This window comes from Brevibacillus massiliensis (assembly GCF_000311785.1).
GTDB lineage: Bacteria > Bacillota > Bacilli > Brevibacillales > Brevibacillaceae > Brevibacillus_C > Brevibacillus_C massiliensis.
In genome coordinates, this window is the sequence record NZ_HE978543.1 from 83,056 (window position 1) to 106,098 (window position 23,043).

Consider the following 23,043-nt stretch of genomic DNA (forward strand, 5'->3'; position numbering starts at 1 on the left):
TCATGGGTTATGGTTATTGTACATTGTATACCGATAGTAACCAAAAAATCACGCCTTTAAGGCGAATGTTACATTAAGAAAATTGCAAGTATACAGGATGCAAATAACCCAGCCATGACCGGTATAAGATTTCTTCTTACGAGATCAGCCGGCTTCACACTTGCAATACCACAGTCAGCCGCCACTCCAAACGCCCAAGCGGTTAACGTTCCTCCCCCTGCAAAGACAGCTGCAACTTGTCCAAGAGATGCAAGTACTGCTACATTTGCATGAGCTGACGTACCAAGCGAAGCGGATAAAGCTCCAACTAGCGGCAATCCGGAAAATCCGGAACCGTCCAGACCCGTTAATAATGCGATTATGGCAATGCCTAACGTTAGAATGACATGGTTTCCACCAAGATATTGGCCAAGTGCCGTACCTAAATCAAATAAGTATCCTGTCGAACCCTCCCCTAATACCTCCGCCGCATGTTCTGGATGTCCTAATAAGAAAAAACCTGCAATCGGGATGATTGAAGCAAAAATTTTAACAGCAAAGAAGAACCCTTCCCTTAAATGATTCACAATCTCTTCAATCGCTTTCCCTTTCTCATGTGAAAAGGTAGATAGGATTAATAAGATAACAGCAACTCCTCCTAACAATGCAGTAGCAGAGCCTCCTTTAATCGCATGAGAAGGATCAAATATTGCCCGATAAATGATCAAGATGACGATAGCAAGCAAAACCACAGGGACTAATACGGCGAATAATTTGGCGTGTTTTCCCAATTCTTCGTCCCCGCTGTATGCATCACTTGCAGTCGCGATTTTTTGCTTAGCCATGATCTGTTCCTTGCTAAATTTGGCAGTAAAGATTTCCGCTTTTTTAGCTTCTTGTAAAATACCATTTTTCATGTCTCGACGAATCGTATAGAAAGCAATGGCAATCGCTACTAAACCTACCGTAAGAGAAAAAAAGGCTGTATAGGGCAGGATTTGTGATATATCCAATCCAGCAGCATTCGCTGTTAAACGAGGGGCACCTTGAATAACCAAATCACCGGATAAAGCCATTCCATGTCCGAACAGATTAACTAGTACTGCTGCCCCCATTGCCGGCAAGCCAACTTGAATAGCGATCGGTATCAACACTGTACCTACCAGTGCTACCGCGGGTGTAGGCTAGAAAAACGTAGCAGCGATATACATTGTGGCCCCTAAAACAAAGAAAGCTCCCATTTACCATTAATTTCTTTACTTGTCCTACCATCAATAAGTCTGCGCCTGATTTTTGTAATGACCTTAACATCGCTACCATCAGAGCATTTACCAGCATGATATCAAAGAGTTCTACCGCTGAATGCAACAACGCCTGAAACACCACTTGCATTCCGCTGATAACCATATCCAGTAATCCATTGCCCTTCCCAGCAAAAAGTCCTAATCCAAAGATACCTATAATCGAAGGCAATACAATATCACGCCTAAAAATCATAAATGTAAAAATTGTGACTATAACCAGTAAAAAAAACCAGTGTGCCGCAGCTAGATGGACATTTTCCATGCAAAATCCTCCCGAATTTCGAATTTAGACTCTTGTCTGATAATTTCTTATCGGATGAATAGAATTGTAACACACTTTATTTGGTATTTGGTATACAATTTTTCGAAAATCTTAGATTTATCTATCACTTTCTCGAAAGACAATCCCCCTTCTTCCATATCCTGTGAAAGAAGGGGGATCTTTCTGACTTACTCATAATGAAAGTTTTTCAGTGCATATCGACCCAACAGATCCACCAAACCATACAGAACAATCGATAGCAGGCCAAGGATGGCAATACTGACCATTACCATGTTCATCTGGAACACCTGGCCTCCATACGTGATCAAATAACCGAGTCCCGCCTTTGACGAGAGAAACTCTCCCATAATAACGCCGACTAAGGTCAAACCGACATTTACCTTTAAGGTGGCAATGAAATTCGGCAAACTCGCTGGCAAGAGCACCATCGTCAGCATTTGTGTACGGGTAGCCCCGAATGATTCCATCAGCTTGAGTTTGGTTTTGCTGATTTCCTTAAACCCGCTCTCAATCATGATGATCGTCACAATTATGGAGATTGCTACGGCCATGCCGTATATGGAATAACGGTCGCCAAGCCAGATATAGAAGATCGGGCCAAGTGCCACCTTGGGAAGTGCGTTTAACACGACGACATAAGGCTCCAGCACCTTGGCTGCAAAGTTCGACCACCAGAAGACGACAGCAATCAGCGTTCCGAGCGCCATGGAAACGACAATGCCGATAATCGTTTCCCAAGTAGTAATCCACGTATGCCGGAATAACTCCCCTTCAAGCGTGAGCTCCTGAAAAGACGTCACGATGCTGGAGGGCCTGCTTGTCAGCATCGGATTCACCCATTGCTTTGAAGCGGCCAGCTCCCATATGGCAAGGAAGAGGAGCAACACTCCGATCCGGGACAAACGGATCAGCCACAGTTTTCTTTTTTGGGTCCGCAAATACTCAGCGTAACGAGACGAGGGCACGTTACGGCTGCTGTTGATGAAAGCTGCCGACTGCTGTTCTGTACGCGGTTCTGTAACTGAAGTTGACGCTTCTCTAGCCGGTAGAAACGACATGGCCCTGCAACTCCTTCCAAATAGCGTTAAAGTACGTATGATATCGGTTGGCTGCTCTCTTTTTCCATGGGGAGAGCTCCTCCTCTGCAGTAAATTGCATCGTATGGATAGATGAAATCGTACTTGGCCTCTTGGACATGACCATCACCCGGTCGGCCATGCTGATCGCCTCGGATATATCGTGGGTAACGAGAATCGCGGTCTTGCCCTGCTCCTTAATAATGCGGAGTATCTCATCGGCAAGCGTCAAACGTGTCTGGTAATCAAGGGCCGAGAACGGTTCATCCAGCAGCATGATATCCGGCTCGGTCACAAGCGTACGGATGAGCGCCACCCGTTGGCGCATCCCCCCGGACAGTTGGGCCGGATTATGATGCTCGAAGCCGCCCAACCCGTAGCGCTCCATCAGCTCAAGCGCTTTTCGCTTTGCCCTCTGAAGGTCCATCCTGCGAATTTCCGCTCCCACCATCAGGTTGCTCAAAATATCCCGCCATTCGAACAAGTGGTCCTGCTGCAGCATATATCCCACTTTGGGGGAGGTGCCAGACACCTCCTGCCCGTCGATCATCACCCTCCCCTTCGTCGGCTTCACCATCCCGGAGATCAGGGAGAGCAGCGTGCTTTTGCCGCAGCCGCTCGGTCCCACAATACTGATGAATTCTCCGGGGTGGATCGTGAGATTAATATCCCGCAGCGCTTCCGTTTCCTGTTTTAAGGTGAAATAGCTTAAGCACACGCCGTTTAATTCGATTTGCGACATCGGCTTATTCCTCCTTACTTGAGATTTTTCACAAAGCTCATATCCACCACGTCATCTATGTTGGATATTTTTTCCTCCGGCTTCAATACGCCATTTTCTATCAGTACATTTTGCAGCGTTGCAAAGCTTTCAGCCGTCAGCTCCGGAACAGGTGCCCATGTACCCTGATTTTTGTAGCGGGCAACCGATTGAATGATCAATTCCTTTGGCGTTCCTTCAAAGAACGGCATCAAAGCAGCAGCAATTTCTTCATCGCTGGCAGATTGGATCCATTTTGTTCCTTTGGCAACAGCATTCACAAACTTCTGAATGACCTCAGGATGCTGATTGATGAAATCCGCAGTCGCCACATAGGAGGTTTCCGGGAACGAGCCAAATACTTCGCCCATGGAAGCCACATAATGGGCAACGCCGTCCTTCTCCAGCTTGGAAGACACCGGCTCGTACAGTTGAATAAAATCTCCCTGGCCGCTCGCAAAGGCGCCGGCCATCGCCGGGGAGGCAAGGTTGGTGATCACCTTTACATCCGTTACTTTTTCCTTTAGCAGCTGCGAGTTTAATACCATCTGCGGAGCACTGCCCGGTCTCCAGCCTATAATCGTTTTGCCTGCCAGATCGGTCAATTTGAAGTTATCCAGCTTTTCCCTGGAGAGCAGGAACGAGCCGTCCTTCATCGTCAGCTGATGGAATATTTTGATTTTTTTGTCCCCTTCCTGGTTGAAAATATAAATCGCTGTTTCTGGTCCAACCAGCGAGATGTCCGCCGTCCCGGCGATCAATGCGGCGGCGCCCTTATCCGAGCCTTGAGCGGTATTCATGTCGATCGCAAGCCCTTCCTCGGCAAAGAACCCCTGCTGAATGGCGACATAATGCGGGGCATAAAAAATCGAACGGATGACCTCTGAAAATTTAACCGTGACAGCTTCCCCTTGACCTGCCGGTTCGGTCCCGGACTTTGCCCCCGTTTCCCCGCTTGCATTGGCGGCAAGAGCATTCGCCGGAGGGGTATTGGCCTGATTCGACGCGGACTCGTTCCCACAAGCCGCTGCAAATGCCAGCAACATCACACAAAGCAACAGAACAGCCAGTTTCCTCATCATCATGGTAACTTCCTCCCAAAAATGATATTTGTTTATTGAACGGCACGAGACGGCACATTGACCAAATAAGCCTCAGCCATCCCCCTGCCATATTCAACCATCTTGGCATGGCCGACATCGTGAAGCGAAACAGCCGTAATGCGTTCCCTGAGCAGGAACACCTCGACGCCGGGAAGCAGCATCTCCAAGGCAAAGGCAAGCGGAAGCCCGTTCTCCAAAATTTCAACGGAATGCGGGTTGCCGACAATAAAATTCAGCCCTCTTCGCCTGGCTAGCTCCACGAGTTCATGATCCTCTCTCACCCGGCTTATGCTCACGATAATTGTGTCCGTCTCCGGATACATTCTCAGGGCGATTTCGAGATGCTCCAATGAAAAGCCCGTATGCGGAAAAAAGTGCAGAATGTGCTTGACGGGCTGATCAACCGAGCCGCTTAGCAGCCTGACCGGATTCGACAGCGTCGCCTCCTGCAAGGTGGATTCCCCGCGAATCGCCCGCTCCGCCTCTAATAAATCCGCATCGATCTCCCTTCCCATCCAACTGTCGATTCTCGCCAGGATGTCGCCGGCAGTATTTACACCCTCAAGTGCAATGCCCTTATGCAGCACATTCCCGGGCAGCCCGCAAAATGAAATATCGGTTGAAAGCTTCCGGTGCCCATGCAGCAGCGTTAGCCCGGGGTGAAGCCCGTGGAAAGCCTCGTGCATTTCAATCAGGGCCAAATCGTACAGGGGCAGGTAATCCGCAAACGGAACCCCGCCTGAATTGGCCGCATCTGCTACAGGATGGTGAACGACAATCAAATCAAGCCTCATTGCCGATGCCATCTCAATCATCGACTCCGTCAAGGTCATCCCGACGCCGATACGCCTGACAGGTTTATGCTTGCTGCCGAAGATAAGCCCTGGAATCTCCAATACATTTTTGCCGGGTATATTGGAGGTTTTCATGACCACATAAGGATTTGTGCCGGAAGTAATCTCGTCCCAATCCATGACCATTCGACCTCTCGAGATCGTGTTGAGCACCTCCAAAACATGCCTGACCTCTGTCTGTGTCTGTACATTGACCATAACGCTTCTCCTTTCCAAACTGTGTTTTGGTACTATTCAAAAAATTCGCAAGAAAACCTGACTAGCTCAAAACCGCAAGAAGCAGGCAGGGGCCTGTCGACAAAAAAAGCCGCCATCATGAGCATATGGGTCTTGAAATACCCGGATATGTCACAATTAGCGGCTGTAAAACTCTCCCCACGCGGAGATCTTTATCACCTGCTTCTGTGTTGTCCAAGGAACAGAAAGGAGATGAATCTTCTTCCAGATTGATGGAAGGATCCAAACCCTCATCCTCCTAGACTTATTAACATCAGATTGTCAGCTAAACTTGTACACTTGCGAGGTAATGTATCACACAAAAAGAGTAAAATCAAGAAGGATGGACGATAACCTCACAACAGTCAAGTAACTACAAACTCCTCCTGAAAAACAATAACTGTTCCAGAAAATTCTGTGATCGGGTCGTAATCTTTCAGCACCAGCTTCACTTTCAAGCCAAGTGTTTTTTCGATCTGCTCCTTAAGCATTTTTTTGTTCGCTTCCATTACCAAGGCATCCACATTAGCCGTCACGCTGCGATGGGCCTCATCCAAAATCTTCAGTGCCGGGATACGTTTATGGGTAGCGAAAATATAAGCTTTGTCACCTGATATTTCGATTTTTTGCGATTTGATTCCGATTCCGAAAATCTCTTGGTTGATGGAATTGTAAATTTTAATAATCTCCTGCTTTAACACGCCGATTGGATATTGCTTTTGCATGCCCATCCCTTCCCTTGTATTGTCATTCTTGAAAGCAGCTGCAAGCATTCCCACCCTCTTGGGAGCTGCGACTCTGAAAACGGAATATTCAGTCATAATTTTTGTCCATTCAACAAAAACGGTCAGTTAGCGAAATAGGTTGTTGCGTCTATCTGTAAATCGGACTTTTTGCAAGGACTTCGATAAGGAATGAACGGAATTTCCCTCATCATCTGTAAAATGCTCTTTCAAAAGATTCGAATTTGGTATACAATATACTAAAATTGATTGATGTCAGATTCAAGCATTCCGCCGATCTGCCAGTACCTGGTCCAGAACCGTTTTGCCGAAGTGGCCGAGAGTCCCGTCAGGATAAGACTGCAGGATGCCTTTTGCAACCGTGGTTTGTGCGGCGTAAATCAGTTCTTCGGGAATCCCCAGCCGGCGAATGTCTGCTTCAATCCGCAAACAGGCTTCCAGAGCATGATAGGTAGCGATTCGGTTACAGCTGGCGACCCAATCCTCATCGCCAGCCAGCACGGTGCCCAACGGCGAGAACAGAGCTTGCAGCATTTCTAGGTATGCAGGGGAGTCGGTGATCAGAATGCCGCGTTTGCCGGTACTCAATTCCTTGACGCTGCCAAGCAGCTTCATGCCAATCCACGTATGCTTTGGACAAACCTTGCGAAGTTGCTCCGTCGATATAAGTGTGGCCGGGTTGACAAGCAGGGTGCCGGAAGACAAGTGCTGTGAGACCACCTCATAATAAGGAATCAGCGTGTGCGCGGGAAGCGCCATGACGACAACGGAAGCCTCATGCAGCCGCTTCTCGCTGCCTGGTTCGGCGCCCGGGATCTCTGCCGCAAGACGACTGGACTTCCGTTCATCAGAACTGACCAGCAGCAGCCGGGAGGCTTGTACCCTTTTGGAGAGCAACTCGCCCAGCTGGCCAAGGCCGATAATAGCAACCACGCCATTCTCCACGATCATCATCACCCTTTTCTATCCATAAAATGAAAGCAGGAGGAGTAATTCATATGCCAAAAATTACCTTTCACCGCGGTGACTTCCATCACGAGCAGACAGTTAAGGAAAACGCCAACCTTGTTGTACTGGCCGGAACCAAGCAGTTTCCCGGCATCAAGTACGGCTGCGGCATGGGGCGCTGCACCAAATGCGTCAGCAAAATCATCAAAGGTGCCGAACACCTGTCTGAACCGAATTGGAAGGAAGTTAAGATGCTCGGTGACAAACTGAAGGAAGGGTACCGGCTAACCTGCCAATTGTTTATCACAGCGGATTTGGAGCTTGAGCAGGAAGAGTAATTTGATTTATAGTATATCGTATACCAAATGCAAAGGAAATACCCATCTTTAAAAAAGACCTTGAATCATATAGCGTTCTTTTATCGGAAAATACGATGAAGCACAGACATTTCCCTCTGATACCCAAAATGGCGGAAGCTATGTTTCTACTAAACATAGCCTCCGCCATTGCGTACAATATGGAGGTCTCCCCCGCCCAACTATTCTTCCGCTCGGTCAAACTGCGCAATCGCCTGGCGAATTTTACCGCCGGTCTGCTGCATCAGGCGAATCGCCTCTTCCGCGCTTGCTCCGGTCTTCTGCATAATGATGGCAACCCGGGCGTCTCCGCCTGCCGCTTCGGCCAAACGTTCCGCTTCGGGGTAGCTGACGCCGGTCACTTCCATGACGATGCGTTTTACCCGCTCTTTCAGCTTGTAGTTGGTCGCTTGCACGTTGACCATCAGGTTGCCGTAAACCTTCCCCAGCTTGATCATCGTGGCGGTGGTCAGCATGTTAAGCACCATTTTCTGTGCCGTCCCTGCCTTGAGCCTGGTAGAGCCTGTGACCACCTCCGGTCCCGTGACCACGTTGATGGCGACGTCGGCGTCCCGGGCGATCAAGGCGCCGGGATTGCAAGAGAGCGAGATGGTGGCGGCCCCTCTGGCTTTCGCCTCGGCCAGCGCGCCCAGCACGTAAGGGGTGCGGCCGCTGGCAGCGATCCCGACGACGGCGTCGTTGGCCGACACGCCGTATTTGTGAACATCTTCTTTTCCCAGCTCCTCCAGGTCTTCCGCTCCTTCGACTGCCTGGATCAGCGCGGCGGGTCCCCCGGCGATCACTCCCTGCACCAGGTGGGGCGGCGTTCCAAAGGTCGGTGGGCACTCCGCCGCATCCAGGATGCCCAGGCGTCCGCTGGTGCCGGCGCCGAAGTAAAGCAGCCTGCCCCCTTTTTCCACGGCAGCGTGAATCAGGTCGACTGCCTTGGCCACCTGGTCCAGGGTTTGCTCCACGGCGAACGCGACCTTTTTGTCTTCTTCATTCATCAGTTTCACAATTTCCAGGGTCGACAACTGATCCAGATTGGCTGAACCGCTGTGTTTCATCTCTGTTGTCAGTTTATTTAAATGATTGATCATGCATCCCATCCTCTCCTCGAAATCGTTCCCCCTGTATCTGTCTCTCTATTTGCTCGATGTGCGTTTGGTTCTGCTTACCGCAATCCGCGTGTTTTCCAAGCGGGGAATGATTTCGTCCTGCAGCTGGCTGGCAATCGTCACAAACAAGATATCGATCACATTCAACTGGGCAATGCGCGAGGCCATCGCCCCGCTGCGAATGCTTTGCTCAACGGAGCTTGTATACAGTCGGATGTCTGCCAGGTCGGCAACCGGCGATTTGCCGAATTTGGTCAGGCTGATCAACGTCGCACCCTGCCGTTTCGCTTCGGCCAGCGATTGGATGATGTCTTCCGTCTCCCCGGAATAGGAGATCCCGAAGGCGACATCCCGGTCCGTCAGCGTTACCGCAGAGGTAAGCTGCGCGTGAAAATCCGAGTGGGCTTCGCACCACCAGTTGATCCGGGAAAATTTCTGCCTGACGTCATAGGCGATCACGGCTGAGGCTCCGACGCCGTACACGTCAATTTTTCTCGCTTGTGACAGGGCATCTGCTGCCCGTCTGACCTCTTCTACAGACAGCACGGTAACCGTATCCCGGATCGATTGCTGATTGTTGTTGCTGACAGCCTGGATGATCGATTCCACGGAGCCGCCCATGCTGATTTCTTGATAGCTGTTTGCTGTTACATTTTTTGTCAAATCTCCGGCAATGCGAAGTTTCAATTCCTGAAAACCGCCCATGTTGAGCGACCGGGTCAAACGGATGATCGTCGCTTCCGAAACACCGCAGAGCTCCGCCAATTTGTGAACGGAAAGCTGTACGGCGACTTCCGGGTTCTGCAAGATGAATTCCGCTGCTTTTCGCTCCGACGGCTTCAAATGATACAACATTTCCTGTAATCGAATCAGTCCGCCATTCAAGCCAAACAACCCGCTTTCCGCTGTTTTTCTTCTAACACCTATTCCAAATGGCAGCTGACGAAGTGGCCCGCCGCCTTCTCTTTCAGGGCAGGAATCTCCTTTTTGCACATCTCCACGCACACCGGACAGCGCGGATGGAACGTACAGCCTGTCGGCGGATTGGCCGGACTGGGCAAATCGCCTTCCAACAGGATTCTCTCTACCTTATGCTCCGGATCCGGCACCGGCACGGCAGAAAGCAGCGCCCGCGTATACGGATGAACCGGATTTTCATACAAGGATTTCTTGTCCGCCACTTCCACTACCTTGCCCAAATACATGACGGCCACCCGATCGGAGATATGGCGCACCACGCTCAAATCGTGGGAGATGAACAGGTACGTCAGTTGAAATTCCTTTTGCAGATCCTGCATCAAATTGAGAATCTGGGCCTGGATCGACACGTCCAGGGCAGAGACCGGTTCGTCGGCGATCACCAGTTTCGGCTTTAAGATCAACGCCCGGGCGATTCCGATCCGCTGCCGCTGCCCGCCGGAGAATTCATGCGGGTAACGGTCGAGATGCTGCTTGGTCAACCCGACGATCTCGATCATTTCCTCCACTTGTTTCTTCCGCTCCGCCGCTGTCCCGATCCCGTGGACGATCAGCGGGTCGGCCAAGATCTGCCCGATCGTCTTGCGCGGATTGAGCGAGGCAAACGGATCCTGGAAGACGATCTGCATGTTCCGCCGCATGCCTCGCATCTGCTCTTCGTTCAGCTTCAAGATATCCTTGCCCTGAAATAAAATCTCTCCTTCAGTCGGTTCGAGCAGCCGCAAAATGCAGCGGCCGGTCGTCGACTTGCCGCACCCGGATTCGCCGACAATGCTGACCGTCTCCCCGGGATACACCGTCAAATCTACGCCGTCGACGGCCCGAACCACGCCCTGGTTTCCCCAGAACCCGCTCTTGCCGGGGAAGTGCTTTTTCAGCGATCTGACCATAAGCAAAGGCTGCGTCATTTCTTTTCCCCCTCGGCATACAGCCAGCAACGGCATCTGTGGCCGTCCCCCGCTGCATGTAATTCAGGCGCTTGCCGGTGACAGATGTCCATTGCTTTTGAACAGCGCGGCGCAAACCGGCAGCCGCCGGGCATTTCATGAAGCAGCGGAACCGCGCCCGGAATCGATTCCAGCCGTTCCTGCTCCGACTTCACATCGGGCATCGACTTCATCAACCCGACCGTGTACGGATGCTTCGGGTCGCGAAACAGGCTACGCACATCCGCTTCCTCGACGATTTGTCCCGCGTACATGACGATCACCCGGTCGCACATTTCCGCCACGACGCCCAAGTCGTGGGTGATCAGGAGAATCGCCGTGCCCTGTTCGCGTTTTACCTTTTTCATCAATTCCAGAATTTGCGCTTGGATCGTCACGTCCAATGCCGTCGTCGGCTCGTCGGCGATGAGCACCTTCGGGTTGCACGCCATCGCCATCGCGATCATCACCCGCTGGCGCATCCCTCCCGACAGCTGGTGCGGGTATTCCGAGCAGATTTCCGCCGGACGGGGGATGCCTACCTGCCGCAGCAGCTGGGTCGCCCGTTCCTTCGCTTCCCGCTTGGACAGCCCCTGGTGCCGGATCAACGGTTCGGCGATCTGTTTGCCGATGGTGTGCAGAGGATTCAGCGAAGTCATCGGCTCTTGAAAGATCATCGCGATCTGGTTCCCGCGCAGCTTTTGCATCTCTTTTTCGCTCAGCGCCAGAAGGTCTGCGCCCTCGAACAAGACGTTCCCGGAGATCTCCACTTTTTTATCTAGGAGGCGCATGACCGACAAACTGGTCACGCTCTTGCCGCAGCCCGATTCACCGACGACGCCAAGCGTCTCGCCCGCCTCCAGCGTGATGCTGATCCCGCCGACGATCGTCAGCTTGTTCTTTGCGGACGTAATCGAGGTAGTCAAATCTTTTATTTCCAGCAACGGTGCCATTTGCTATTCCCCTCTTTTCCTGCCGTTATCTGCAAGGCATGATCAAGGCAAAAATTCGATTGTGATGAGCCCTGCGCCATTGGAGAATCTCCGTGCTAACAGTTGGATGGACCCGATTGGTCAAGGTAATCAAGGTTGCCTGCCGCAGCGGATCATGCCAGATAGAGGTGCCGGTAAACCCTGTATGGCCGAAAGCTGCAGGTGAGATCAGGTCGCCGCCCGAACATCCGGCGACCACCTGTTCCAGCGTACCGCCTGTCGGGGACGCCTCCCAGCCGAGCGCCCGCTGAATCGGCGAGCATCCGCTCGTATGGGTGCGAGCGGCAAATTGCCGAAGCACAGGATTGATCAAGAGCGGCGCTGTCTCGGCGGTCCAGATCTTCATGTAGCGCTCCAAATCCGCTATTGTGGAAAATAATCCGGCATGGCCGCTGACACCGGCCAAACCGTAATGCGCATTGCAGTCGTGGACCGTTCCGCAGATCGTGCCCTGCCGCCAGGAGAACGAGGCCGCCCGCTTAAGCATATCCAGGCTGCGCTGATCCGTCCGCTCGGAAAGAAAGCGAATCGCCATGTCGCGCTCATAACCGTTTCCCTGTTCGGCAGCAGCGATCCGCGGGGCGTGCTCCGCCAGTGCTTCAAGCGGTTTGTATGCCGTCATGCTCATGCCCAAGGGAGAAAAGAGCAATCGCCGGGCCAGCTGGTCAAGGTCCTCGTCCCAGACCCGCTCGAGCGTAAAGCCGAGCAGCATGAATCCGAGGTCGCTGTAGATTACCTGTCCCCCCGGCGTGCCGTCCAGCGCTTCCGCTGCGATCAGCGAGAGGTAGGCCGCCCGGCCGCTCCCCTCCAGGAAGTACGGCCTCCATGCAGGCAGACCGGACGTATGGGTCAGCAGGTGGTACAGCGTAATCCGCCGCTTCGCTTCTGCGTCGGGGCCCGCTTCCAGTTCCGGGAGATGCTTGACCACAGGATCGTTCAGTGACAGCCTGCCCTGTTGAACCGCAAGCAAAACCAGCGGCAGGGTAACGACCACCTTGGTCAGCGAAGCGATGTCGTAAATCGTATCGGCATCGACAGGCCGTGACTGCTGCCCTGACGATGTGTGCCCGCGGGCGACGACGATCGGCGGGCGGCTGCCTACCGTCAGGCTGCAAATGCCCCCTGGAAAAATCCCGTCCCGAATCCCTTGTTCCAGATGGCTGGCAATCTGCCGCCCGATCTGATCAAAATCGTGGGTGCCTTCTCTTTTTGTCATCATCCATCTACACCTCCCGCTTACTTGCTGCGATGGCGTGGATCCAAAATGTCGCGCACGGCGTCTCCGAACAGGTTAAAGGCCAGGATCGTCACAGTCATCGCCACGCTGGGCCAGACGATCATACCGGGAGCCAGCTCCATGTACCTTCTCGCTTCCGATATCATCCCGCCCCACGACGGATCTGGCGGCTGCACGCCCAAGCCCAAAAAGCTGAGGGCCGACTCGGTCAAGATCGCACCCGATATGGCCAGCGAGGCCTGAACGAGCAGCGGTGCCGTCACATTGGGGAAAATCTCGCGAAACAGGATGCGTCCGGTTTTGGCGCCGATCGCTTTGGCGCTTTCGACAAATTCGAGATTCTTGACCGACAAGACGGCTCCGCGAACCGTACGGGTGAAGATCGGGATATTGACAATGCCGATCGCCAGGATCGTATTGGAGGTACCTGGTCCCAATGCGGCCACAATCGCCAATGCCAAGAGAATTTCCGGAAAGGCAAAAAGCACGTCCATCAAGCGCATGAGCAAAGAATCAATCCACTTGCCAAAATAGCCGGCGAGCAGTCCGAATACGGTGCCGAAGGCTGCACTGATAAAAACGGAAGACAGCCCGACCCACAGCGAAACCCGCGCTCCGTAGATAATCCGGCTGAGCAAATCCCGGCCAAACTGATCCGTTCCCAGCAAATAGTCGGATGAGCTGCCCTGCAGGCGGCTTTCCTGAAACATCTGAGTAGGATCATGGGGAGCGATGAACGGGGCGAAAACAGCTGCCAATGTAATCAACACCAGGATGAAAAGGCAGGCGACCGCGGTCTTGTTTTGTGCGAAGCGCTGTATGAATGTATTCATCACGTATCCTCCTTCCGCTAATACTTGATCCGCGGGTCTATCCAGGTATAGATCACATCAACCAGCAGGTTAACCAGGACGAATACGAGTGCGATGAACAATACTCCGCCCTGCACGACTGGATAATCCCTCTGATAGATGCCGTCCAAAATGTACTGGCCGAGTCCCGGAATGGAGAATAGTTGTTCGACGATCACAGAGCCCCCCAAGAGATAGCCGATTTGCATCCCGGCGATGGTTACGATCGGGATCGACGAGTTGCGGAGGGCGTGGCCGATCACAACGGTCCATTGGTTGTTTCCCTTGGCGCGGGCCGTGCGGATAAAGTCTTTGTCAAGGGTCTCCAAAAAGGCAGATCGAGTCATCCGCATCACCCCTGCAGCCAGCACGATCCCCATCGTAACGGCAGGCAGGACAAACACCTGAAAGGCCTCAACCGGATTTTCCCAGAAATTCACAACGTCGATCGGCGGGAACCAACCAAAGTACAAGGAGAGTCCCAGGAGCAGCAGCGTCCCGATGGCAAAGTTCGGCACGGAAATGCCCAGCATCGCAGTCACCCGAACGAGCACGTCGACGGAAGAGTGAACGCGGACAGCCGAGAGGATCCCGAGGGGAATCGCAATCGACCAACCGATGATCGCCCCAAACAGGGTAAGCTGCAGCGTGATCGCAAAACGTTTTAAAATTTCCGGCAAAATGGCTTGACCCGTGTGTACGGATACGCCAAAATCGCCTTGCATGAGCCCGCCCATCCAGTGCAGGTACTGGGTGACGAGCGGCTGATCCAATCCCATGCTTTGGCGCAGGGCCTTGACCGCTTCAGGGGTGGCATTGGTTCCGAGCATGATCGAGGCCGGGTCGCCTGGAACCAGATGCAAGATCGTAAAAACCAGGACTGAGATGCCGAAGACAATCGGTATCAGGCTGACAATCCGCTTAAGAATATATCGTCCCACGCTTACTCCTCCAATAGAAATTTGGCCAACGCCAACTCTTGGCGCAGACGGTTGCCTGCTAAATAGGGAAGGGACCGGGGAGACTCCCCGATCCCCTGACCAGATCTTTCGTTACTTCTTCACAGATGCTTTCACCAAGGCGTACACTTCACCGGCTGCCGACGGCGTGAATCCTTCTACCTTGTCAGATACGGCATAGAAGTTTTGCGGCGAGGCCAGGAACAGGTTTGGCGCATCTTCGACGACCAGCTTTTGTGCTTCGTCATACAGTTTTTTGCGCTCTGTCTGATCGGTGGCTTCCAGTGCTTTTTGCACCAGCTCGTCAAATTTTGCATTGGAGTAGTTCCAGACGTTGGCCGATCCTTCCGACGAGAAGAAGAAGCGCAGCGAGCGGTCCGGATCTACGCCGGAAGTGTTGCGCCCGACCAGGAGATCCATGTCTTTCGATTTCCACGTCTCGATGTAGTTGCCCCACTCCAGCTGCTTGATCTCGGCGTTGATACCGACCGCCTTCAACTGCTGCTGCAGTACTTGGGCGGTTTCGATCATGTCGGGATAGGTTGAAGCCGTTTCGATAACCGTGTTAAACCCGTTGGGAAGGCCCGCTTCGGCGAGCAGTTGTTTCGCTTTTTCAACATTGTGCTCGTAGCTCGGGTATTCGGTGGTGTCCAAAGCCCAGATCGTCTGCGCCGGAGAGAGCGGACCGGTCAGTGCAGCCTGCCCCTTCCAGACGGTCTGCACCAGTTGGTTGCGGTCGACCGCATAGCTGATCGCCTGTCTTACCCGTGGATCGTCAAACGGTTTTTTGGCGACGTTAATGCCCAGGTAGCTGTACTCCATCGATTGGTAGTTTTTGATCGTCACATTTTTGGAGCTCTCCAGCAGTTTGGCCGAGTCAGCCGAAACCGTGGTCAAATCTACCTTGCCGGTCCGGATCGCAGCCAAACGCTCCGCTTCATCCTTCATGATCTGAAACTTGATCGAATCGACTTTTGGCATGCCTTCGACGAAGTAGTTCGGGTTCTTCTTCAACAGCACGTATTGTCCGGACTCCATTTTTTCCAGTTCGAACGGGCCGGTTCCGACCGCTTCCTTGTTCAGGTCGGTCACTTCCTTCGGCACGATCGACGCATAAGCGCTGGCAGTGTTGGCCAGGAAAGCGGCATCCGGTGTTTTCAGCTTGAACACGACCGTGTATTTATCCGGCGCTTCAATCGCGTCGACGCTGGAGAAGTAGGACTTCGCCACCGCACCGGTGTCAGGGTTCAGGATGCGCTCAAAGCTGTACTTCACATCGTCCGAGGTCATCTCCCGTCCGTTGTGGAACTTCACGCCCTCGTGGAGCTTAAACGTAACGGTTTTGCCGTCGTCAGAGAGTTTCCAAGAGTCGGCCAAAGCCGGGACGACGCTCATATTGTCATCCAGTTTGGTCAAACTGTCGTACACCAGCGAGTAAATACGGTTGCTGGAAACAGCAGGCACCTTGTGCGGATCCAAACCTACCGGATCCTGGTCAGCCGCAATGACGAGCTGCGTGGATCCCGTTGCCCCCGCCTGGCTGTCCGGATTTTTCGCCGGATCTGCGGAGCTTCCCCCACCCGAGCAAGCCGTCAGCAGCAGGCTGGCCGATAAAAACAGCGATGCAATGAACCTCTTTTTCATCATGATTCCCCCCATATGTAGAGTTTTGAGGTTTTCTGTTTTAGAAGCAAAGATTTCCGAGCACGACCGGACGGGCAGCTCCGGTCACGGACGGCACGTTGCTTGGCCGCCCCATCAACGTCTCATGTCCGAGAATGGCAAAGGCGATTGCCTCTTTGGCATCGTCCGGGATGCCGTATCGGGCTGAGGTCGTGACACGGATCCCCTGCGGAAGCTCCTGCCTGATCATGTCCAGCATCGTGTCGTTATACGCGCCGCCGCCGGAGACGATCACCTCCTCCGCCTGCATTCCCGGAAAGACAAACTGCTTGTACGCCTCGGCAATCGTCAGAGCCGTAAGCGCAGTGGCACTGGCTACGGTATCCTCAAACGAAAGCCCAAGCTTCCGGGCTTCTCCGGTAAATTGCTCTACGAACGCTTTCCCGTACACCTCACGTCCCGTGCTCTTCGGCGGCGCGAGCCGGTAGTAGGGATCGGCCAAAAACGGCTCCAACAGTTCCCGTGAGACACTGCCTGCCGCCGCGATTTTGCCGCCTTCATCAAAGCGCTGCCGGCCATCCGTTCCAAGCATGACGATCTCGTCGATGACCATATTGCCGGGGCCGGTGTCAAAGGCAAACACTTGCTCCAGCGCGGCACCTGCCGGAATCACCGTCACGTTGGCGATGCCTCCGATGTTCTGCAGCAGGCGTCCTTTTTTGGCATCGCGAAACAAGATCATGTCTGCATACGGGACCAACGGCGCGCCCACGCCGCCTGCCGCCAGGTCGCGGGCGCGGAAATTTCCCACGACAGGGATTCCGGTCCGCTCCGCCAAGACAGACAGTTCTCCGATTTGTAAGGAGGCTCTGACCGGCATCATGCCGTTCGGCCCGGGAAATGGGGTGCTGTCGGCGACATGCCATACCGTCTGGCCGTGCGTGCAGACCGCATCCACCTGCTCTGCGGACACACCCGTGGCGGCCAACAGCTGTGAAACGGCGTACGCATACCACTCGGAAACCGCGTAGTGAGCGACCACCAATTCGTCCAGGCGGGCCGTTTCCACGCTGCAGAGGGCCATCAGCCGTTCTCTGATTTCGTCGGAATACGGGACGTAGTGGAATCCTTTGAGGGAAACGCTACTGATATTTTTCTGCTCGTCCGTGTCGATTGAAACCATCGCAGCATCAACGCCGTCCAGCGACGTTCCCGACATCAGACCGATGAGCAGGTGGCTGCGTTTTGCTTGATACGCCAGGTTCATTGCCAACATTCCCCCTCTTCCGTTCGTTGGGTTGTGCTTCGAAATCTGTTATCTCCTGCGTAAAGCGGTTTCACTCTAAACAACCTCATTTTATGTAATAATGTTACGAAAATCAACTTCTTTTATAAAATTTTATTACAAAACGGGTGGTCGGATGCCGGCGGAAAGGCTAAAAATAATAACCCGGCTTCACTTGGAAGCCGGGCTCACAGCTTTTTTCTCTATCTTATATGGCAACAGTTTCCACCGTATTGATCATTTGTTTCAGGAATTGCGGCAATTGGAAGCAGCCGGTCAGGATCTCTTGATTGACGTACTTCGTCTCAAGGTCAAAACGGTTTCTCGGGCGTGCCGCCAGCGGCTGTTTGGCGCCGATGGTAAAGCTCCAAAGGCCCCCCGGATAAGTCGGAACAACAGCCGTATACATATGGACATGCGGATAGACGCTGCTCATGCGGGCGTACGTCTGCTGCATAACCTCTGCATGGAAGATCGGGGATTGGCTCTGGCACACCATCATGCCGTCATCCTTCAGCGCACGGTAGAGATGCTGGTAGAAGCTCTGCTCGAACAGCTGTTCGGCAGGTCCGATCGGATCGGATGAATCCACAATGATGACATCGTACAAGCCTTCCGGCTGCCTCGCATAGCGAACGCCATCGGTAAACAGAAAGCGCACGCGAGGATCGGACAGATTGCCGGAAACCTCCGGCAGGTAAGTTTTGCACGCCTCTACGACCCGTTCGTCAATTTCTACCATATCGATTTGCTCCACATGAGGGTGTTTGCAGGCTTCTCTTGCAGCGCCGCAATCTCCCCCGCCGATGATCAAGACCCGACGCGGTCTGGGATGGTAGGCAAGCGGGACGTGGACGATCATCTCGTTGTAGATGTACCCGTCTGCCGACGTCGTTTGGACAATGCCGTCAAGGACGAGCATTCGGCCAAAATCGTACGAATCTAGAATCATGACATGCTGAAAAGGAGACGTTTCTTCAAATACCACTTGCCTGATTCGGTAACTGAGCTTTAAATTTTCCCTTTCATTTTCGGTCAACCAGAGTTCACCTTTGTCACGATGAAGATACATGGGTAACCGTTTCATTTTCAACCTCCTGTACACATTGATATTTTTTTGGAAGATTCTCTTCTATTGTAGCAGGATGGACTGGAAATGGACTGTTATTTTGTGAAAATATAAGCAAAGCCCTTAGATTTTGCGGATTTGGGCGGGAAGCTCGGACATGGCCGCCGGCTGCAGCAGTACTTGCGGCACGCCGCTGACCGGATGGGAAATGATCGTCGCGCTCGCCCCGTAGACTTCCTGAATCAGGGAACGGGTGAATACCTCCCGCGGTACGCCGTCGGCGACAATGCCGCCGTCCTTGAGCACGATGACCCTGTCGCAATACTGCGCGGCAATGTTCAAGTCGTGCAGCACAGCTAGGACGGTCAGCTTATGTTCCCGCTGCCAGTTGCGAATATAGTCCATCATCTGGATCTGAAAACCGATGTCCAGGTAGGTCGTAGGCTCGTCGAGCAGCAGCAGTTTAGGCTCCTGCGCCATGGCTTTGGCAAGGGCGACCCTCTGCCGCTCGCCGCCGCTGAGCCGCTCCAGGGTTCGCTTCGCCAGCGGCAGGATGCAGAGCCGCTCCATAATCTGATCGATCAGGCCGTCATCTCCCCCGACTTCTTCACCCAGCCAGTTTTGATAGGGGAAGCGCCCCATCTCTACCACTTCTCTCACGGTAAAGCCAAGCGGCGGCAGCGCTTCCTGCTGCAGGACGGACAGCCGCTTGGCCAGTTCTTTGCGGGAGTACGCTTCGACCGGTTTGCCGGCCAGCAGGATCGTACCCGAGCTCTTCGGCTCCACTCCGGAGACCAGCTTCAACAAGGTAGACTTGCCGCTGCCGTTCGGACCGATGATGCCGACGACATGACCCGTCGCGACCTCAAAGCTGAGGCCGTCCAGAATCGCCTTTTGGCCATAGTATTTGGTGAGGTTTTGGACGGTAATCATCCGTTCACGTTCACCCCTTCATCCGGGCTTTTTGTTTGACCAGCAGGTAAGCAAAAAACGGAGCGCCAATCATCGCGGTTACTACGCCGAGCGGGATCTCCTTGGGACTCAGCAGCGTCCTGGCCAAGGTATCGGCCCACAATACGTATCCGCCGCCGAGAATGGCGGACATTGGCACAAGCAGCCGGTAGTCGGGCCCGAACATCAATCGGACCAGATGCGGAACGACCAATCCAACAAATCCGATCACCCCGGATACAGAGACGGCGCCGGCGGTCAATAAAGTGGAGACGATCAGCACCACGGTCTTGGAGCGTTCCACGTTCACCCCGAGGTGGGCGGCCTGACGCTCACCCAAGGCAAACAAGTTCAAGGTCCTGCTGTACGCTGCCAAAACGATGGCGCCGATCGTCAAATACGGCAGCAGCAGGAGGGAAAAATCCCAGTTGCGCATCGATAAGCTTCCCATCAGCCAGAACAAAATCTCGTTGACCACATTGTTTGACAGCGAAACCATGAAGGAGACGAGCGATCCGAGAAAGGCCTGAAGCACGACCCCCGACAAGATCAGCGTCTCCACCCTCATCTTTCCTTGTGAGCTCGCCAGTGAAAAAACGATAAATAGCGTCACCGAACCGGTCACAAACGCGGCAATCGAAACTGTCCACTGGCCGAGGACGGCCTGCAGCCCGAACAGGATCAGGAAAGCCGCTCCTACGGACGCCCCGGAGGCCACGCCAAGCGTGTAAGGATCGGCCAGCGGATTGCGCAGGACGCCTTGGAACCCGCTGCCGGCCAAGGCGAGAGAAGCGCCGACCAGCATCGCCAAAACGACGCGCGACAGTCTCACCTGCGTGATGATCATCTCTTCCGCTTTCGTCCAGGTGGGCTGGATCCAGTGATCCGCCAACGGAAGCTGGTGCAGGAGGATTTTCCAAACCTGCACCAGCGGCACGTTCGCCGTGCCGACCGAGAGGCTGATGCTGGCGGAGAGAAGCAGCAGCACGAGCGCCCCTCCGCCGTACAGGAGAAGTTTTCTCTTCATTCTATTTCACCCGGTCAGGATGGATCGCCTTGGCGATTTCCTTCAGCCCGTCGGTCAATCGCGGACCGACGCGGACGACCGGCGACTGCTCAAAAGAATACATGCGATTGTTCTTCACGGCGTCGATCTGTGCCCAACCCGGACGCTTTTTGATGCCGTCCAGGATCACATCGCCGGCCCCTTCCCCTTCCGGATACAGGATGACCTCGGGATTTGCCTGAATGATGTGCTCGGGGTCGATCTCGTACCAACCGCTCTTGTCCGCGCCAACGTTTATCCCGCCGGCCAACGAGATCAGCTCATCCAAAAATTCCCCTTTTCCCACCGTCCAGCCGGGGGAGTATTCCAGGTACACTTTCTTTTTCGGCGCGTCCTTCACGGCGTCGACCACGAACTGCTTGTCCGCCCGCATTTTATCTGCCAGTTTCTTGGCGTTTTGCTGCACATTCATGATTGTCCCGACGGTTTCAATTTTTTCGATCACTTGGTCAACCGTCTTCGGGCTGGATGCGTAAACCTTGATGTCGTAGGAGCGCAGCTGCTCGATCGCCTTCTGATTCATGCTGGCGGAAGCGACGACAAGATCTGGCTGCAGGGCGATGACCGCTTCGATATTGGTATTCATATCGCCCACCTTCGCCTTGCTTTTGGCCTCTTCCGGGTAGTCGCTGTATTGGTCGACACCTACCACCTTATCCCCGGCCCCGATCGCAAACATGATCTCTGTCTCGCTGGGGGCCAGTGTGATCACCCGCTCCGGAGCCTGTTCCAAGGTGATCGTCGTGTTTGTCTCATCGGTCAAGGTAAGCGGATAGGATGTTTCCAAATCCGGTGCTTCTGTTTCCTGCGAAGCCTGCGGGGCCGAGTCAGAGCCGCCGGGTGCCGATGACTGGTTTGCGGGTGCTCCGCAGCCGAACAAGGTCAGGCTGAGCATCAAACAGATGAGCCATAAAACGTTTTGTTGCAAAATCTTGCGCATGATTTTCTCTCCCTTTCTCCCCTTAAAACAAGAAAAAGCACTTCTAAACGTGTTAGAAATGCTTTGCTGAACATTCGCCATTCTATGATCAGACGCTTGGCCGCATGCCTATTTCCAAGCGTTGTGAGGGTCATGCCCGATCTCTAACACCAGCCTAAATCCGCGTAGGTTATCAGTGTCGCTGAAACAGGCAGGTCTCCTGACTTAGAGCTGCGCTTCTGCCGTCTTCCCGGGGATCCCAGTGACATTGTGGCCGAAAGCGTACCGATGCGTCAAATCATCGGTGCTCATCACAGTGGCGGGTCCGTGTCGGCTTTTAACCGAACTTCCCATTTAAGCCGAAGCTAACATTTAGCGTTCAGCACCTGTTTCCTCCGATATGCGATTGTACAAGTTACTATATCATTCCGGCAGTGTCTTGTCTATGCCAGTCAATCAACCGAAGCGGACCTTCACAGTGACCCGGCGTCTACTTCACCTGTTTTGACAAGTAATCGACCAAGCCCATGGCGCATACTTCCAAATCGATCTGCAACACTTGGTAAACCTGGTGGTCTTGCGGGACATTTCGGCTGGTCAGATGGTCCCGCACTCGCGAGAGCAGCACGGAAGCGATTTCGTCCTCTCCCTTTCCTTGTGCGGCAAGCTGCTTCGCGGTCTCTACAAAGACGGGCAGCCAATGCTTTATCTGGCGATAAGCGTCGTCGACGTCTGTCGTCATTCCGTAGTGGCCAAAGTAGATGCGGCCTACCTGAAGGCCTTTGATCAGTTCGATCGAGCGCTCCATCGCTTCCGGAATAAACTGATTGGGTGATGTAGAAGGCAGATAAAAGGTAACCCCTGCGTCTTCCACCTGATGATAACGGATGCCAAAGGTGTCGCCGGTAAACATGCCGCTGCTTTTCGGATCGTAAATGGAAAAGTGATGGTTGGCATGTCCCGGCGTATCGAAAAACTCCAGCGTGCGGTTTGGACCGATCGTCAGCGTCTCGCGGTCCGCTTTCACCACGATGCGATCTTCCGCTACCGGAAGGATCGGGTTGAACAGGCGGTCGAATTTTTCCTTGTACACCGCTTTGGCTCCCTGTATCAGCCGCTCCGGGTTGGCCAGGTGGCGGGCTCCCTTCGGGTGGACAATCACCTGGGCGTCAGGGCACTCCTGCAGCAGCAGCCCCACTCCCCCTGCGTGGTCCAGGTGAATATGCGTCACGATGATGTATCTGATCGCTTCCGGCCGCAGCCCCAAATTACGCAGCCCTGTCAAGATGTAAGGGACCGACGGGCTGGCGCTCGTCTCGACGATCGTCAGCTCCGGTTCCCGGAGGACATAGGTTCCGGTCCTGCCAGCCAGGCCCAGATCATACCCGTCGATGAGAAACACATCGTGTCCCAGATCAATTGGTTGTTTATCGGTCATCCTTGCCTC

Annotated in this window: 23 protein-coding genes and 1 riboswitch; of the genes, 1 reads left to right on the forward strand and 22 read right to left on the reverse strand. The window is 53.6% G+C overall.

The features are described 5' to 3' along the window. Positions 1-68: 68 nt before the first annotated feature. The 8 genes from HGBM_RS27780 to HGBM_RS17200 form a co-directional block, all read right to left on the reverse strand. The gene (locus HGBM_RS27780; protein WP_218917005.1) at positions 69-1,130 is read right to left on the reverse strand and encodes a hypothetical protein; all 1,062 of its coding nucleotides are present in this window, start codon (positions 1,128-1,130) and stop codon (positions 69-71) included. Beyond that, the gene (locus HGBM_RS31330; protein ID WP_218917006.1) at positions 1,072-1,545 is read right to left on the reverse strand and encodes a hypothetical protein; all 474 of its coding nucleotides are present in this window, start codon (positions 1,543-1,545) and stop codon (positions 1,072-1,074) included. Before HGBM_RS31330 ends, HGBM_RS27780 begins: the two co-directional genes overlap by 59 nt. Positions 1,546-1,733: 188 nt before the next feature. After that, the gene (locus HGBM_RS17175; RefSeq protein ID WP_019122326.1) at positions 1,734-2,624 is read right to left on the reverse strand and encodes an ABC transporter permease; all 891 of its coding nucleotides are present in this window, start codon (positions 2,622-2,624) and stop codon (positions 1,734-1,736) included. After that, positions 2,605-3,384: an ABC transporter ATP-binding protein gene (locus tag HGBM_RS17180; protein ID WP_019122327.1), complete on the reverse strand. Its 780-nt coding sequence runs from the start codon at positions 3,382-3,384 to the stop codon at positions 2,605-2,607. The genes HGBM_RS17175 and HGBM_RS17180 overlap by 20 nt, the downstream gene beginning before the upstream one ends. Positions 3,385-3,398: 14 nt before the next feature. After that, complete coding sequence (locus HGBM_RS17185; protein WP_019122328.1) at positions 3,399-4,487, reverse strand: ABC transporter substrate-binding protein; 1,089 nt, start codon at positions 4,485-4,487, stop codon at positions 3,399-3,401. 29 nt (positions 4,488-4,516) lie between these two features. Then, positions 4,517-5,557, reverse strand: a complete 1,041-nt coding sequence (locus HGBM_RS17190; RefSeq protein ID WP_019122329.1) for a Nif3-like dinuclear metal center hexameric protein — start codon at positions 5,555-5,557, stop codon at positions 4,517-4,519. A 383-nt stretch (positions 5,558-5,940) separates the two neighbouring features. Then, the gene (locus tag HGBM_RS17195; protein WP_019122330.1) at positions 5,941-6,348 is read right to left on the reverse strand and encodes a Na-translocating system protein MpsC family protein; all 408 of its coding nucleotides are present in this window, start codon (positions 6,346-6,348) and stop codon (positions 5,941-5,943) included. A 231-nt stretch (positions 6,349-6,579) separates the two neighbouring features. Beyond that, positions 6,580-7,272: an NAD(P)-binding domain-containing protein gene (locus tag HGBM_RS17200; RefSeq protein ID WP_081590224.1), complete on the reverse strand. Its 693-nt coding sequence runs from the start codon at positions 7,270-7,272 to the stop codon at positions 6,580-6,582. A 44-nt stretch (positions 7,273-7,316) separates the two neighbouring features. Between HGBM_RS17200 and HGBM_RS17205 the strand changes: the two genes are divergently transcribed. Continuing rightward, positions 7,317-7,604 (forward strand): 2Fe-2S iron-sulfur cluster-binding protein, encoded by a 288-nt coding sequence (locus HGBM_RS17205; protein WP_019122332.1) that lies wholly within the window; start codon positions 7,317-7,319, stop codon positions 7,602-7,604. A gap of 200 nt (positions 7,605-7,804) precedes the next feature. Here the strand turns inward: HGBM_RS17205 and murQ are convergent, their stop codons facing one another. The 14 genes from murQ to HGBM_RS17275 all read right to left on the reverse strand — a co-directional run bounded on the left by murQ (position 7,805) and on the right by HGBM_RS17275 (position 23,034). Continuing rightward, the gene (gene murQ, locus HGBM_RS17210) at positions 7,805-8,722 is read right to left on the reverse strand and encodes an N-acetylmuramic acid 6-phosphate etherase (protein ID WP_019122333.1); all 918 of its coding nucleotides are present in this window, start codon (positions 8,720-8,722) and stop codon (positions 7,805-7,807) included. A 45-nt stretch (positions 8,723-8,767) separates the two neighbouring features. Beyond that, on the reverse strand, positions 8,768-9,634 hold the full coding sequence (locus tag HGBM_RS17215) for a MurR/RpiR family transcriptional regulator (protein WP_019122334.1): 867 nt from the start codon (positions 9,632-9,634) through the stop codon (positions 8,768-8,770). Between the two features lie 29 nt (positions 9,635-9,663). After that, positions 9,664-10,626 carry an ABC transporter ATP-binding protein gene (locus HGBM_RS17220; RefSeq protein WP_019122335.1) on the reverse strand — a complete coding sequence of 321 codons (963 nt, stop codon included), beginning with the start codon at positions 10,624-10,626 and terminating at the stop codon, positions 9,664-9,666. Continuing rightward, on the reverse strand, positions 10,623-11,597 hold the full coding sequence (locus HGBM_RS17225) for an ABC transporter ATP-binding protein (RefSeq protein WP_019122336.1): 975 nt from the start codon (positions 11,595-11,597) through the stop codon (positions 10,623-10,625). The genes HGBM_RS17220 and HGBM_RS17225 overlap by 4 nt, the downstream gene beginning before the upstream one ends. Positions 11,598-11,622: 25 nt before the next feature. Next, positions 11,623-12,855, reverse strand: coding sequence for a serine hydrolase domain-containing protein (locus HGBM_RS17230; protein ID WP_019122337.1), 1,233 nt, complete (start codon positions 12,853-12,855; stop codon positions 11,623-11,625). Positions 12,856-12,872: 17 nt separating this feature from the next. Further along, complete coding sequence (locus HGBM_RS17235) at positions 12,873-13,706, reverse strand: ABC transporter permease (RefSeq protein WP_019122338.1); 834 nt, start codon at positions 13,704-13,706, stop codon at positions 12,873-12,875. Between the two features lie 17 nt (positions 13,707-13,723). Beyond that, on the reverse strand, positions 13,724-14,665 hold the full coding sequence (locus HGBM_RS17240) for an ABC transporter permease (protein ID WP_019122339.1): 942 nt from the start codon (positions 14,663-14,665) through the stop codon (positions 13,724-13,726). 111 nt (positions 14,666-14,776) lie between these two features. Further along, the gene (locus HGBM_RS17245) at positions 14,777-16,327 is read right to left on the reverse strand and encodes an ABC transporter substrate-binding protein (protein WP_019122340.1); all 1,551 of its coding nucleotides are present in this window, start codon (positions 16,325-16,327) and stop codon (positions 14,777-14,779) included. A gap of 40 nt (positions 16,328-16,367) precedes the next feature. After that, positions 16,368-17,573 carry an anhydro-N-acetylmuramic acid kinase gene (locus HGBM_RS17250; protein WP_019122341.1) on the reverse strand — a complete coding sequence of 402 codons (1,206 nt, stop codon included), beginning with the start codon at positions 17,571-17,573 and terminating at the stop codon, positions 16,368-16,370. 226 nt (positions 17,574-17,799) lie between these two features. Beyond that, positions 17,800-18,678 carry a polyamine aminopropyltransferase gene (gene speE, locus HGBM_RS17255; protein WP_019122342.1) on the reverse strand — a complete coding sequence of 293 codons (879 nt, stop codon included), beginning with the start codon at positions 18,676-18,678 and terminating at the stop codon, positions 17,800-17,802. Positions 18,679-18,783: 105 nt separating this feature from the next. Then, positions 18,784-19,593, reverse strand: coding sequence for a heme ABC transporter ATP-binding protein (locus HGBM_RS17260; RefSeq protein WP_019122343.1), 810 nt, complete (start codon positions 19,591-19,593; stop codon positions 18,784-18,786). Between the two features lie 10 nt (positions 19,594-19,603). Then, positions 19,604-20,638 carry a FecCD family ABC transporter permease gene (locus HGBM_RS17265; RefSeq protein WP_019122344.1) on the reverse strand — a complete coding sequence of 345 codons (1,035 nt, stop codon included), beginning with the start codon at positions 20,636-20,638 and terminating at the stop codon, positions 19,604-19,606. Position 20,639: 1 nt separating this feature from the next. Beyond that, positions 20,640-21,617 carry an ABC transporter substrate-binding protein gene (locus tag HGBM_RS17270; protein WP_019122345.1) on the reverse strand — a complete coding sequence of 326 codons (978 nt, stop codon included), beginning with the start codon at positions 21,615-21,617 and terminating at the stop codon, positions 20,640-20,642. A 172-nt stretch (positions 21,618-21,789) separates the two neighbouring features. Further along, a riboswitch (cobalamin riboswitch) is annotated at positions 21,790-22,001 on the reverse strand. Between the two features lie 85 nt (positions 22,002-22,086). Continuing rightward, positions 22,087-23,034: an MBL fold metallo-hydrolase gene (locus HGBM_RS17275; RefSeq protein ID WP_019122346.1), complete on the reverse strand. Its 948-nt coding sequence runs from the start codon at positions 23,032-23,034 to the stop codon at positions 22,087-22,089. Between the last annotated feature and the right edge of the window lie 9 nt (positions 23,035-23,043).